At 42.8% G+C, this 13,050-nt stretch carries 14 protein-coding genes; 2 read left to right on the top strand and 12 right to left on the bottom strand.

The window, feature by feature from the left end; translation table 11 throughout:
- Nucleotides 1-35: 35 nt before the first annotated feature.
- Together N7U62_RS09340 and N7U62_RS09335 are read right to left on the bottom strand one after the other, a co-directional pair.
- The gene (locus N7U62_RS09340) at nucleotides 36-812 is read right to left on the bottom strand and encodes an SDR family oxidoreductase (protein WP_264137698.1); all 777 of its coding nucleotides are present in this window, start codon (nucleotides 810-812) and stop codon (nucleotides 36-38) included.
- A gap of 281 nt (nucleotides 813-1,093) precedes the next feature.
- Nucleotides 1,094-1,732: a hypothetical protein gene (locus N7U62_RS09335; RefSeq protein ID WP_264137697.1), complete on the bottom strand. Its 639-nt coding sequence runs from the start codon at nucleotides 1,730-1,732 to the stop codon at nucleotides 1,094-1,096.
- A gap of 696 nt (nucleotides 1,733-2,428) precedes the next feature.
- On the opposite strand from N7U62_RS09335, the gene N7U62_RS09330 reads away from it, so the two are divergent.
- A complete protein-coding gene (locus tag N7U62_RS09330) occupies nucleotides 2,429-3,076 on the top strand; it encodes a DUF6261 family protein (protein ID WP_264137696.1) in 648 nt (215 codons plus the stop codon).
- 458 nt (nucleotides 3,077-3,534) lie between these two features.
- Here the strand turns inward: N7U62_RS09330 and N7U62_RS09325 are convergent, their stop codons facing one another.
- From N7U62_RS09325 to N7U62_RS09290, 8 genes are all read right to left on the bottom strand, one after another.
- A complete protein-coding gene (locus tag N7U62_RS09325) occupies nucleotides 3,535-3,912 on the bottom strand; it encodes an ASCH domain-containing protein (protein WP_264137695.1) in 378 nt (125 codons plus the stop codon).
- Nucleotides 3,890-5,398, bottom strand: coding sequence for a PIN domain-containing protein (locus N7U62_RS09320; protein WP_264137694.1), 1,509 nt, complete (start codon nucleotides 5,396-5,398; stop codon nucleotides 3,890-3,892). The genes N7U62_RS09325 and N7U62_RS09320 overlap by 23 nt, the downstream gene beginning before the upstream one ends.
- 4 nt (nucleotides 5,399-5,402) lie before the next feature.
- A complete protein-coding gene (locus N7U62_RS09315; RefSeq protein WP_264137693.1) occupies nucleotides 5,403-6,455 on the bottom strand; it encodes a hypothetical protein in 1,053 nt (350 codons plus the stop codon).
- A 6-nt stretch (nucleotides 6,456-6,461) separates the two neighbouring features.
- Nucleotides 6,462-6,983: an ATP-binding protein gene (locus N7U62_RS09310; protein ID WP_264137692.1), complete on the bottom strand. Its 522-nt coding sequence runs from the start codon at nucleotides 6,981-6,983 to the stop codon at nucleotides 6,462-6,464.
- A gap of 439 nt (nucleotides 6,984-7,422) precedes the next feature.
- The gene (locus tag N7U62_RS09305) at nucleotides 7,423-7,902 is read right to left on the bottom strand and encodes a hypothetical protein (protein WP_264137691.1); all 480 of its coding nucleotides are present in this window, start codon (nucleotides 7,900-7,902) and stop codon (nucleotides 7,423-7,425) included.
- A gap of 104 nt (nucleotides 7,903-8,006) precedes the next feature.
- Entirely contained in the window at nucleotides 8,007-8,522 is a 516-nt protein-coding gene (locus N7U62_RS09300) for a hypothetical protein (RefSeq protein ID WP_264137690.1), read from the bottom strand.
- Between the two features lie 34 nt (nucleotides 8,523-8,556).
- Entirely contained in the window at nucleotides 8,557-9,102 is a 546-nt protein-coding gene (locus N7U62_RS09295; protein ID WP_264137689.1) for a hypothetical protein, read from the bottom strand.
- 171 nt (nucleotides 9,103-9,273) lie between these two features.
- Nucleotides 9,274-9,729 carry a hypothetical protein gene (locus N7U62_RS09290; protein WP_264137688.1) on the bottom strand — a complete coding sequence of 152 codons (456 nt, stop codon included), beginning with the start codon at nucleotides 9,727-9,729 and terminating at the stop codon, nucleotides 9,274-9,276.
- A 222-nt stretch (nucleotides 9,730-9,951) separates the two neighbouring features.
- Between N7U62_RS09290 and N7U62_RS09285 the strand changes: the two genes are divergently transcribed.
- On the top strand, nucleotides 9,952-10,971 hold the full coding sequence (locus N7U62_RS09285) for a sugar kinase (protein WP_264137687.1): 1,020 nt from the start codon (nucleotides 9,952-9,954) through the stop codon (nucleotides 10,969-10,971).
- 309 nt (nucleotides 10,972-11,280) lie between these two features.
- On the opposite strand, the gene N7U62_RS09280 is transcribed toward N7U62_RS09285, so the two are convergent.
- Together N7U62_RS09280 and N7U62_RS09275 are read right to left on the bottom strand one after the other, a co-directional pair.
- Nucleotides 11,281-12,318 (bottom strand): serine hydrolase domain-containing protein, encoded by a 1,038-nt coding sequence (locus tag N7U62_RS09280; protein ID WP_264137686.1) that lies wholly within the window; start codon nucleotides 12,316-12,318, stop codon nucleotides 11,281-11,283.
- Nucleotides 12,319-12,543: 225 nt separating this feature from the next.
- On the bottom strand, nucleotides 12,544-13,044 hold the full coding sequence (locus N7U62_RS09275; RefSeq protein WP_264137685.1) for a hypothetical protein: 501 nt from the start codon (nucleotides 13,042-13,044) through the stop codon (nucleotides 12,544-12,546).
- Nucleotides 13,045-13,050: the final 6 nt, after the last annotated feature.

Below are 13,050 nucleotides of genomic sequence, written 5' to 3'. Positions count from 1 at the left end.
CTTCGACCAGGCTACAGTTCCACTCTACCTCTCCACTACATCTCCGCGTGCATTCTGGCGATGGGTTTGCTCAGTTGTTTGAGGATGAAGTTGGGGAAAAAGCGGCCCATGAACTTGAGCTGTGAGGCCTGGCCGGGGCATATTTCCAATTTGTCTTTGGAGAGTCCCTCGATGAACTTGGCTACCAATGCTTCGACTGTCATGGGAGTCACACCTTCCATGTCTTCTTCCTCAAAGCCTGCTAGTAATTCCGTTTTCGTGGCAGGAGGGGCTAGCTCGAATACTTTGATGCTGGTGTTTTTGAGTTGCTCTCGGAGAGACAGTGAGTAGGAGTGGAGGGCCGCCTTGGTGGCGCAGTAGATCGGGGTGATCGGCAGTGGGGCAAAGGCCAAACCTGAAGAAACGGTCACGGTAGCAGAGTGGCTGTTTTTGCCCAGCAAGGGGAGAAAGGCATCGTTCATCCAGATGGTGCCTTTTACGTTGATGTCAAACTCTTGAGTCAGGTCCCGTTCGGATAGCTTGTGTGCCTGCAAGTTGATGGTAAGCATGACGCCCGCATTGTTGATCAGGATGTTGAGATCGGGGTGTTCCTTTTCGATTTGCTGGTAGAGCTGCTGGATCTGATCAGGCTGGCTCACATCGCAAGCGATACCTATTGCGCCCTTGAGTTCTTGCACTGCTTTTTGTAGCTTTTGTTCGTTTCGGCCAGTGATGATGACCTTGTTGTCTCGCTTCAGAAATTCTTTGGCCATTTCGTACCCAATGCCACTTGTGCCACCGGTGACCAGGATTGTGTTTTCGCTTAGGTTCATAGTGTTGGAGTTTATCGTTTGGTGATTCGAATCGGGTTTCGATTCCATATCTATACAAGATACGGTTTTATCTGCTGCCGTACTAGTGTATGGGGTAGGGATGAAAAGGAATGGGGCTGCATGATACGATGTCCACTGCCCATGTTCCATTAATCCTTCCCCACGGGAAGGTGCCGATAGGCGGAAGCCTGCCTGACGGCAGTCAGTGGGTTTTTTGGTACTTTGTATCATCCATGAGTCCAAGCGGACGTTTGAACTCACTGAAGAATTCCAGACACCAACTAGTCTTTCCGGTTATATTCTTTGAACATGAATTCAATGGAGCTGTAGGTGTGAAAGCCTTGCTTCAATTTGTTTACGATGAATTGATGATCTCCGAAATACTCAATGAAAAAATCTCGGTAAGCCCCTTCGTTGGATTGTATGTCAGGAATAGAAGAATTGACAAGCGACTGATAGGCTTGCTCTGCAACTAAGGGGCCAGGCACGGCAGTATTCGATCTGACGATGGATTCTGATTGGCTATCTAGTTCGTAATAGTACCGCTCGTTGCGCTTTTTGAAGTAGTACTTTCCTCCAAAGACATCTGAATAGTAGAGCACCACTTTTCCAGTGGTTATTTGCCTGGCGAAGAAGGTCGTATCCAGTGAGCCAGGTTTGAAGCTTTTGTAGAAGGTGTCTCCCTTTTTGTATCCTAAAAGATCCGCGGAGGTGAGTCGCACCAGAGAATCACCCGAAATGATTTCGGTGAAATGTAGGTTGTTGCCTTGGTCTACCTTCTTCTTTCTGGCCACTGTGAAAAGGGATTCTACCGTATCTCTGGAATTAGTGATGATGTATCCACCCACGTTGGATTGCGCTTCCACAGACTGAATCAAAGCGATCAATAACAAAGCCAATAAGTACCCGAACTGTTTCATATTAGAATTATACCTGATAGGCAATGTGCCTCCCCAATAAGGCGACAAACCTAATGTAGATTTTAGGAATCAAAAAGGTAGCTTTTAACTTCTTGCAATTCTCTCCCGGCAAGACTACTCACCAACTGGTGGGGAGGCGGCAGAGCTTGCCCAACCGGATTGTCACGTCGCTCGTGCCTCGCTTCCTGTGCACCGACAGGCGGGCTCACAATGACGCTGTATAAATGAACGTCACTTCGAACGAATAGACAAGAATGCGAGTTCTGGTTGTAGTGAGCGGGTCGTAGCTCTTCTCCCTGTCATCCTGAGCTTGTCGAAGGAGGGGACAGGCCGAGCTGATGATAATCTGCTAGCAGCAAATGTCGGCACGTTTTGGTTTGGTAGAAGGCCGGGTCTTCAGAGCTGCTTGTCTGATGGTTTACCATTCGTCGCGTTACAAACGCTATTCTCAGCCATCCTCGTTACAAACGAGGACGAGTGGTAGTGCATCATCAATGAGTCCAAGCGGACGCTTGAACTAGTGCGGCGGATTTCAATGAAAGGCGATCCGCAGTAATATCCCCTTGAGGGGATTATAGGGGTGTTTTCAGTGCTCAAACCTTGTTTTCACCTGTATTTTGGCAGGATTTTAAAGAAAAATGGCAGGATTTTAAAGTCGGGGCTGGCTAGTTTGGGACTTCAAAAATTAATTTGATTATGCAAATTATTGTAGTGCCTGAACTTCGAGTGGCACAGTTTCAAACTTTTAGCAACAAAGCACTAGACATCACCAAAGACCTGAAGGAGCTTGCTCCGCAGGTAGCGGAGGCAAAGGCTCTCTACGATATTTTCGTAGCAGGGATGACTCGCGATCAGGCTTCTTCTGACAAGAAGCTCCTGGATCGCACCCGTGACAAGTTGAATACCGGCTTTTTTAATGCTGTGATGTCTGAGCAAATTTTTCCACATGAGTCTGAAACCGCCAAAGTGCTGGATCAGCTGGTGAAGATCACCGACGAGTATGGTTTTGAGCTAAGTCGTCTGACCTACGACGAACAGACCGCCCAGACCGACAACATGCTGAAAAAAATCGAGGCACTGGACCTGTCTGCTTTGCCGAGTCTCTCGCGATGGATTGAGCCACTCAAGACGGCCAATGACAACTTCAAGGCGGTATCGGACGAGTACTTTCAGCAGCTCAATGCCTCTAAGGATACCAAAGCAGCTACTGAGGCAGCAGAACCGCTGGTCGATGCACTCAATAAACTGTTCACCCTGTTGTTTTCGCATGCGAATGTCACAGGATCGGCCGAACTGATCAAAGCCTACAAGGAACTAACTACGCTGGTTAGTACCTATAAGTAGAGACAGAAAGTCGTTTGCCTAAGCGAAAAGGCAAGCCAAACACACAAAAAGCCTCAAATTTCACGATTTGGGGCTTTTTTATGGCCAGGAGGCTGAAACATGGATGTTTCGACCCTTCCGACTATCCGGAAATGCTGAAACATGGATGTTTTGACCTTTCCGACACTCCGGAAACGCTGAAACACGCATGTTTCGACCTTTCCGACATCCCGGAAATGCTGAAACATGGATGTTTCTGGTCGCGTCTTTTCGACAGAGCGGCATTGCCTGATAAGGCCAAGCTGCGATGAGACCTGTCCGTCGATTTGGAGGAAATCCGGTGGAGGAAGGGGCTGTAAATGGGCTGATTGGGGATGCTGCGTGATTCCCTGTCATCCTGAGTTTATCGCCCGCCTGCCGGACGGCAAGAATGCCTTTTAAGGTTTTAGTTGTATTTGGAAATGCGACCGAGCGGGGAGTTATTGCGTTTGCACGTAAGCAAATGACTGAGGTGGCTTAATTCCAAAAGTCTCTTTGATGCAGACTGGCTCGTCATAGAGTTCAGCTTTCTTAACTGCTATTGCAAATCCCATTTCTGTTCCCTTGAAATAGTCGAAATAATAATCACGAGATATTCCTGAGAGTTCACTAGTTGTTTGCCACAAAGAATTCAATTCGTCATAAATTACCTCTTCAATTTCAAATTCGCCAATAACCTTGCTGATTGGAGATGAAGCATAAACGACAATAGTTTTTATTTGCTTATTTTTATATAGCCTTCTCCGAAACTCGAATTTCTTCGATCCATTAAATATCTTTTCTGCAAATTCAGGTTTAATCGACAAAATAACTTTCATTAGCTCTAGCTTCTTTTAAAAATATTTCAAATTTACTATTCTCTATTTGTACAAACCCTCTTGGGGCATCATTTATTGATGGAATTACACCTATTTCAATTAACCTCTTCAAATTAACCTTTGGTTTGGGAAAGGAATCTACATAAAGAAAGTTCACAATGAATGGTCTATTTGACTTTCTGTAATTCCACCAGTATCTCAGTTCCTTGTCGTTAAAAATGCTTCTTTTTCTACATAATCTTACAAAATCATCCTCACTTTGAATGTTTGTAATTACGTTCTCGACAATACCAATTGTTGAAATAACACTTTCGTGATAACCTCCCGTCCTATAGAAAAGAATTATATCGCCACAAACCAAGTTACTGAAATGAGAACGTGAAATATATATTTTCTTTAGTGCATTACGGTGTGGTTCGTTTTCCACGTAATCATGAGGTGATTCATTATTTAGTATAGAATCGGGAAATAATTCTGTATGATATGATGGCCAAATTGGATTTAAAAAGACCCTGGCATTTCTTTTAAGGTAAGGGAAGGACGCTCTTGGATTTTCTAGAACTTTCTTGGAAAAGTCTCGAACGTAAACATTTTCAGTACCATTACTAGTTTCTTTTGTTCCCCAATATTCAAAGCCCCAATCTTCTAAAAGTAGAACTAATCTTTGTTGTTCCTCTCTCTTATCAAAAATTGTCACATAAATTTCATCTACCTGGTTTGAGATTGCATTGTCAAAAATAATTTTCAGAAATCGTTCACCCAATTTGTATCCAGTTGATACAACTTTGAACGTTCCAATTTTCAGTCGCTTTTTCGGAGTGAATGGTGGAGTTATGTCTGAGTAGTTTTCTTCTTTGTCTTCAACCTTGATATATAAGAAAGCCTTGACTGTTCGATCGGTAATACAGACGTATGATTCCGAATCAGATTTCTTATTGAACCAAGATTCGAATTCTTTGTAATCTTCTTTAAACGAGTCAAAAAAAGGATCGTTGATATTAATGTTGCCAATATAGGCCTTCTTTGCTGCAAGGACTTTATAATCCTTTAAAGCTGGATTTTCTGCCAGAACTTTTTCAAGGAAAGAGTCAATTGTGAAAATCCGTTCACTTATCTGAAGTATTGCTGCTTTTCGGTGGATACCCCGATCTTCTGTAATTAAGAAGTCAACCCGACCATTAAAAACCTCTTTAACCAAGCTAGTATCAATGAAATCATTTCGAGTATTATCATTTGCTCGAATTGAGGTGATTTCATCTGATTCAGGGGATTCCGTTTTAAGTTGATCGTAATTTTTGATTTTAATCGCCATAGTCTTGACGACATCCTCATTTTGATGTTTTGAAATCTCCTCAAGAGTAAGAGGATGCACACACTTCTCATAATGAAGCCTGTCAAGCCAATTAAATAAAGAGCCTATGTCCTCGTTAATTACCCTGCTGGCTTCTCTGTGAATTATTATGTTGGTATCAAGTAGTACTCTCATTTTACTAATTGAAAAAGGATTTTACTTTGATCCACCTTCTCCGAATAGCTGAAAGAATAGGCGGAATAAAAAAATAGAAAACCAGCCCGAATGCTAGAAATGCTGCTAAGTAGAATTCTAGCGGAGGTGATTTTAATATTCCACTTAAATTTTCCGATTTAGGGAATGCTTCTCTAATGGCTGGAAAAGCGAACAAAAACCCGCAAATGATATTTATCAATATTGCGATTGCAAATTGACTTGCACCAATGCGTTCTTTCGAAAAAATGGTAAAAAAGGAATAACTCTCTGAGCCGCTTTTTTTACTGAACACCACCATCAGTTCATTCCTTTTAAGTCTTTTGTCATCCAAGTAATTCTTAAATGGTTTGAATTCCAAAGTCCGAACATTCTTTAAATGTTCAGATTCGAAAAAGGTGATATTGTAACTATTCGGTACAATATGGAAGCAAAAGCACGTCTTTAGCTTACAAGATTTTGTTTTTTTAAACTCGGCTAAAAGATGATCAGGAATATTCCTGCTTTCATTCATCTTTATATCATATATTATGGTGGACTTACCTATTCCTTTCTTTCTAGTTGCAATTGATTCAGTTGTAGGCTCAATTCCGATCCTTACGTAGATGTTAGCTTTTATGTCAGTCCTTTTTCGATATTCTGTTAAGTCAATATGTAAGGTAACTTTTCCAAGCTCATAATTGTGGTCGAACTGAACCGGTAACAGACAAAGTTTATTTCTGCCGCTAAACTCGTGAATAACACCTTGACGATTTTGTCCATCATCCAAATAGGAAGTCTTGTAAACTGAATCATTGAATATAAATCGACTGTTGTCAGAGTTTTTGAGCTTATCGTAGTAGTCAGAAATATATGTGCTTTTGTTCGCCCAAGGGACGTATAAGTCCATTGAAAGTTTTTTGAGATTTACAATCGAACTGGAATCTATTTCTAATCCAAATTCGACTAAGGAACTTGAAGTGAACTCCCAACTACAAATATGAAAGCGCTCTATTTTGAGATTTTCTTGATCACTCCGAATGAAAAATGAGTTATCCATTATTTGTTAATTTGATAAGAATTTGATCAATTCACCAATGCTCTCATTGTTGATTTCAAAAAACGGAACATTCAATTCTTTCGCCACTGCAATTGCATGACTTTTCTCGATACCTTGCATTTCATTCAAAAGTGTTTGATTATAGTCTTTACCGTCTCTTTTTTTTAGACGATTCGCAACCATGCCTATGTCTGCTTTTACAACAGCAAGGACAATTGGTGCTATTCTTTGAAAAGTGTTAATTGAAACTTTTTGCGGGATTCCATTAGAATCAAAAAGACAAAAATGACCATCAAGAAGATACTTCACATCAGGTTTAATTAGCTTCTCAAGCCCGCTAATTAGTCTATCCTGAGTGTCTGCAATATCTTTAACAAATTTATTGCTTGTGTCTGGACTAACTTCGGACCACTTCAATACTTCACTTGCGGATAAATGCTTCAAGTTAAGTTCATTAGCAATTTTGGAGCATATAGTTCCTTTTCCGACTCCATGAATTCCGCCAATAAATATAAGGTTATGGTGCATTAATAGTGAGTTAGTGCATTACATACAGCCGAAAATAAGTAATGCACCTAAATTATTTATGTAGAGTGCACTTTTTATCCTCTTGTCAGTGTTTAACAACGATTTAAAAAATATTTCCTTCTTCTCAAACAAATGCTGCGGGAAGCCGACTGCTGATCGGCTTGGTGACCGAAGCTAGTTTTTTCCTCTCTAAGTTCCCAAGCCCGGGGGCAATCCCTTCGAATATTACAAAATGGTATTGGGTAGGTGCTAGAAATTAGATGTTAGATTCTAGACTTTTAGATATTAGACTTTAGATTCAATAGGCACCTCGTCTCGTTTAGCGCAGCGCAACGAGGATGTGGGTGGTTGAGCGTTTGTAACGCGATTTGGACCCGTCGCATTTCAAATGCTATTCTCTAGTCATCCTCTTTGCAAACGAGGACGAGTGGGGTTGTTTTTATATACTCAGGTCTCGTTTTTTCTTGCTGATAAGTAAATTCATTTGAGTTTCGAAAGTGGGAGTAAACTGGTTATTGAATTTCATGTTGGGCTTGTCCGAAAAGAAATAGAGGCGCTTTTGATTTTTGGGTTTAAGCTTGAAAATAGTTCCCTTCCATAACCAGTTTACAGGTTCAATCGATTCAATATCACTCCAGTTATATTTTTGTTTGTTTTTCCCTAAGACTTGAATGACTTCCTCATCCATATACACTCTGAAATAATTCCCAAAGAGCCAAATGCCGAAAAATAACATGGGTAATCCGATAACCAGCGCAGGCAAGGCTGTAAGGAAAGTGGTTTCGACTTCTTCACCGTTTACGATTGTTGTTATTTCATCAGGGCTAATAATGCTTAGGATGACCATTCTAAGTAAGAACACTCCGATCGCTAAAGGTAAGATTCGATGGAAATAATAACTGGCTTTGTGTGTTTTCATATGGTGGATATCATTATTTACCGTGCTCTCTGCCGCCTACTCCACTCGTCCTCGTTTAGCGCAGCAAAGTGAGGATGTGGGTGGTTGAGCGTTTGTAACGCGATTTACTGGTTTGAACCTGCAACATGTGACTGAGTGTAGTGTTCGATTTTCTTAATTATTTCCTCGTCTAATCTCTTTTGCACCCTGCTTTTTTCATGGTCGCTGCAGCTACTTTCAAGAGTCCAGCTTTCTGTCTCATTTCGGTAGGCCCTGAGTGCAAGGCTTGTCCTGGGGGTGTCTGCCTGTATGCTATCATTTGCATCTGCTATCCATGTCACATAGTACATTTCTCGCGGTTCCTCATCAAAGTAAAATATCCTGCTATCCAGGAAATCATAACCTCTTTCGCTCCAATCATCATAGGATTCCCATGATTTGGGTAATAGGTATTCGGGATGATTGGAATAGAGCGAGTCTATTCCTCGTACCAGCGTTTGTTTTGAAATGGGAAAGGTCCTCACCTCAAAGGCTCCCAGCGTACCTGGGCTAAAGATTCGAAACTCATGTACTACATATCCGATCATACCCACCAGTAGGACTAAAATCAAGGATAGTATTATGGATATATTTCTATTCATTTATTCCTTACATTGGCCTGCTTTCATCGCGTTTTTAATTGTTGGATATGAGTGCTGTGTATTTTTCTATTGAGTCCTCAAAGGCCTTGGCGTCAGTCGATAGGTAGATGAACCTGTGACTGTCCGCTTTGACGATTCGATCATAGATCTTCTCGTTGATGAGGTCCTGGTTATTGATTATCCCTTCTATTTCGGTTAGAAGCTGATCTGTCAGTACCTGATCGGACAGGGTGGCTTCTTTAATAATCAACCGAGGGTATAAGTCTGTTCCTTTGACAGCCAATAGCGACTTAGCCTTAATCGTTCTTACTTTTAAAGCTTGTAGCTTTATTGAGTCCAGCGCTTCTAATGCTAAGTCATCGCTGTATCTAATAAAAGCAATGGTGCTTTGATAGGTGGTGTCTACTTTCAGTTTGTACTTATCATCGATCAAGGTATTGACCAGGCGATCAAATGCATCTATACTTAGCGTTTGTGCTTGGCTACTAGGTTTACTTACATTATTCTGTTTCGCTGACGGTTGGCCCTCACCACAAGAATAGAAGAGGCCGAATAGAATCAAAAACAACAGGTGTTTCATACAAATTGCTGGTTCCAGAGCTATTTTACTTCTGGACTTTTAGTTTTCTCTAAAGTACCTGATCGCACGAGTCTTTGCAAATTGTCAGAACCGCATTTCAAATGCTATTCTCAGTCATCCTCGTTGCAAACGAGGACGAGTGGGGGCATTCTCTCTCGATTGCGCAACAGCTCAAGCTTCCGAAAGACCGTTTATTTCCTTTTTCAAAATCCCAGCGATGATCAGCCCTTCGACCAGCGAGCCGGCGAGTAGTATGGTCAACTCTAGTAGGTTGAGGATCAGGGGTTCTTCGAGCAAGGTGTGGTAGATGAACCACTCCTGAAATACCCAGTACATCAGCCAAATGGTGAAGCCCCAAAACAGCCCTTTCTTGATCCAGCTATTGCCAGGGATAGAGGGAGCGAACAGCGCAAAGAACCATGCATGTGCGACACTCAGTACCACCATGCCTGCGATGGATTTGAATAGATCTCGCCCTGGCGTGATGTCGATAAACAAGGCACTCTGGATCGCTGGATCGTAGAGTACAGACTGGATCGGAGGACTCATGAACAAGCCTCCCATGACGCCCTCGCCTACAAATCCACCGAGTAGGCCCGCCAATATGATTTTGATGTATTTGTTCATAATTGATTTGAATCTATGGTCAATTTAATCCAAGAGCGCGCTTTTGCCAAGTGTGTCTATCTATTTTGGCATTCATCTCTCGGTATCCTGGTTGCAAACGTGGACGAGTAAAAGTAAATCAACACGCTTCGCCAATCGAAACCGACATTCAATTTTTATCATCGCTCATGCTCTTTATTTGAATGCCATTGAGCTATTGAGATTTCGATTATCTTAGTACATATGATTGCAACACTTGGAGAAATACTATTGAGACTGACCCCACCGGACAACGGCATGATCCAGCAGATGGGGAGCTATGATGCGAATTTTGGGGGATCTGAAGCCAATGTGGCCATCTCCCTGGCCAACTACAAGATACCGACTCGTTTTATCTCGGCTCTGCCGGACAATGAACTCGGCAAAGCGGCCATTTTCGAACTGTCCAAATACAAGGTAGATACCCGCCACGTCAATATCAAAGGCAACAAAATGGGGATATACTTTGTAGAGAAGGGCTCGTCGATCCGAGGCAGCAAGGTGATCTACGATCGGGAGCATTCTGCTTTTGCCCGAATGACCCTGGAGGATATCGATTGGGATCATGTCTTTGATGGCATCAATTGGTTTCACTGGTCGGGGATCGCGCCGGCCGTTTCGCAAAACTGTGCGGATGTGACGCTACAGGCAGTGCAAAGAGCCGCAGCTGCCGATATTCCAATCTCTGCCGATTTGAACTACCGCGCTTCTCTCTGGACCTATGGTAAACCATCCAGCGAGGTGATGCCCGAGCTGCTCGATCATACCACCCTGATGCTGGGAGATCCCAAATCGCTGGAGATCATGACCGGAATCAAAAATCCTTTTAGCGGAGATATCAAAGAGCAGCTGGATGATCTGCCGGCCTATTACGATACGGTGTTTGCCCGCTTTCCGAAGCTCAAGTACATCGCTACTTCCCTGCGCACCATCGTCAACGATACGCATCACAGGTGGATGGGCGTGATCTATGACGGACAAAAACTGTACTGCTCTACCGAATACGATTTGTATCCTTTGGTGGATCGAGTAGGCGGAGGAGATGCCTTCATGGCAGGTCTGATCTATGGCTGTGTGCAATACGACGACCCACAGAAAACCATCGATTTTGCCACAGCAGCCTCAGGCATCAAACATACAATCTCAGGAGATTTCAATCTGGTATCTGTTCAGGATGTCAATGATCTGCTAGCCAGAGGTGGGGCAGGGAATATTAGTAGGTAGGTGTGGAATGAGTCGTCTTTTAATTGCTCATGATGCTGTATGGAGTCGTGCATATTCAATCGGATATGCTCTTCATTTTTGGCATGGCCCAAAAACGAAGCAAAAAGGCCTAGGCTGTGAATAAATTCCTAAAATTCAGCTTTGTATACGTAATAAATCCAAACTCGCTTTGCTCAAACAGTGGATTTAACCTCGATATCCATAAACCTGAATTTTTTAACGGAATTAATTCAAGGCCAAATAAATCTTGAAAGTATTGTTAAAAGCCCTTCTATTTAGATTTGGTGTATTGAAAACAAAAGTTACTAGCTAGCCTTTTCGCTTTTTGAGTATTCTCACCACTCGATTGTAGGCAATCTCAGCTAGACTCCAGGTATACCCTTCGAAATGAGCCGTGTTGACAAATTGGATGACAACCGTGTCAATGTCGCGATGGTATTTGGCAATGCTCTGATACCCTGCGATCAACCCCGTATGTTCATAGACATAGATCGAGGAGTAGATTTTTTGCTCTTCCTCACTTAACAGGCTGCCGTCGTTCAATGCACGGAGGAAAACGCCAACATCTTCAGCACTGGCCACCATCGAGCCATAGTCGACTGATTTGATGTCTTCGTCGACCCCCACATAGTAGCCGCTCATCAGGCGATCCATTTCGATCTCATGGATCGAACCATAGGTGTTGTGCAATCCCAGAGGTGTCAATATGCTTTCGGTAATGAATTCGTGTTTGCTCATGCCTGTGGTTTTTTCGATGAGCAATGTCAGCAATAGATAGTTGGTGTTAGAGTAGGCATAGGCTTCTCCGGGCTCGAATTGCGCAGGCAAATCAAGGGCCAGAGCCAGGGTTTCCTGACTGCCCTGAGGAGGATCGATCCAGAAGCTGGGATCGTCAGTAAAGTTGGGTATGCCGCTGCGATGCTGAACCAGCATACGCAGGGTGATCCTATCGGTATTTTCTATTCTACCGACCAGCTCAGGAAAGTAAGAAGCCAGGGTACCCTCTAGTGATAGCCTTCCCTCATATACCAATCGTGTGATGGCCACCGCGTCATACAGTTTGCTGATGCTTGCGATTTTGAATAGTGCCTTGGGGTCGGCGGGGATCTTTTTGTCTCTGTCGTGCCAGCCCGCTGCGTAAAATTCGGGCTCCTTTCCTGCCTGATCCACATAGACTATGATGCCATCAAAGCCATAGTCGATGGCTTCAGTGGTTTGTTGTTGGACACTATCTGGTAGAGGTTGTATCCAGGCCCAAATGATGGTCCATGGGACAAAAAACATGGAGAGAATGGTTCCCGAAAAGAGCAGCATTTGGATGATACGTTTGAGGGTTGTTGCTTTCATTGATTGAAGATTCTAAGGTATGCGCATGGCAAATGGGTTGATGCTACAAAGTTGGCCTATAGCGCCCATGCAGAGCTAACAAATATGCCGCTAATGGTGTCAATTTTGATTTAAGGGATAGTAATATTCAATCATCCATGATAAAAATGAAGCAAATGTATGATTGAGGGAGGGAAAACAGTCTGGCTGTGTAGGGATTAAATCGGTTGAATACACCTTAGCTTTCTAAAGACTAGTTGCGATATACCAAACCAAGACAGCTCCTGTAATACAGGAAAGAATAAAGGCTGAAGTGTTTTTTCCTCTATCCTTAGTTACTCTTTTGGATATTTCTTCGGAGTGATAGACGCTGTATTTGTCTTCCATCAGTGCAAAGTCTGAAGAAGTAATTTGATAGAACTCAGCTTTGCATCGGTAGCAGGAACTCCACATGTTAGGCCGTCTTTCTTCGGTAATCACGATCAGATTGGCTTGCAACGAACAGGCATCCTCTTTCAGGATATTGATGGCTTCTACTTCATTACAGACTATGGTAAATCCAGTATCTTTTAATTCTACCTCGCCAACCTTATATGCAATGGAATCAGGAATAGTGGTATTCTTCTGGATGACAATATCGCATGGAGGGTAGTTCGAATTGCCCTCTTGATATCCATGACGAGTGATCTTGTAAGAACAACTTGAGAGAAGAAGAGCAGTCAGAAGGATTTGAAATAGCTTATTCATTTTATC

It is taken from the genome of Reichenbachiella ulvae (assembly GCF_025833875.1).
GTDB lineage: Bacteria > Bacteroidota > Bacteroidia > Cytophagales > Cyclobacteriaceae > Reichenbachiella > Reichenbachiella ulvae.
The sequence above is the reverse complement of the archived record's forward strand: the minus strand, read 5'-3'. Positions and strand labels throughout refer to the sequence as shown.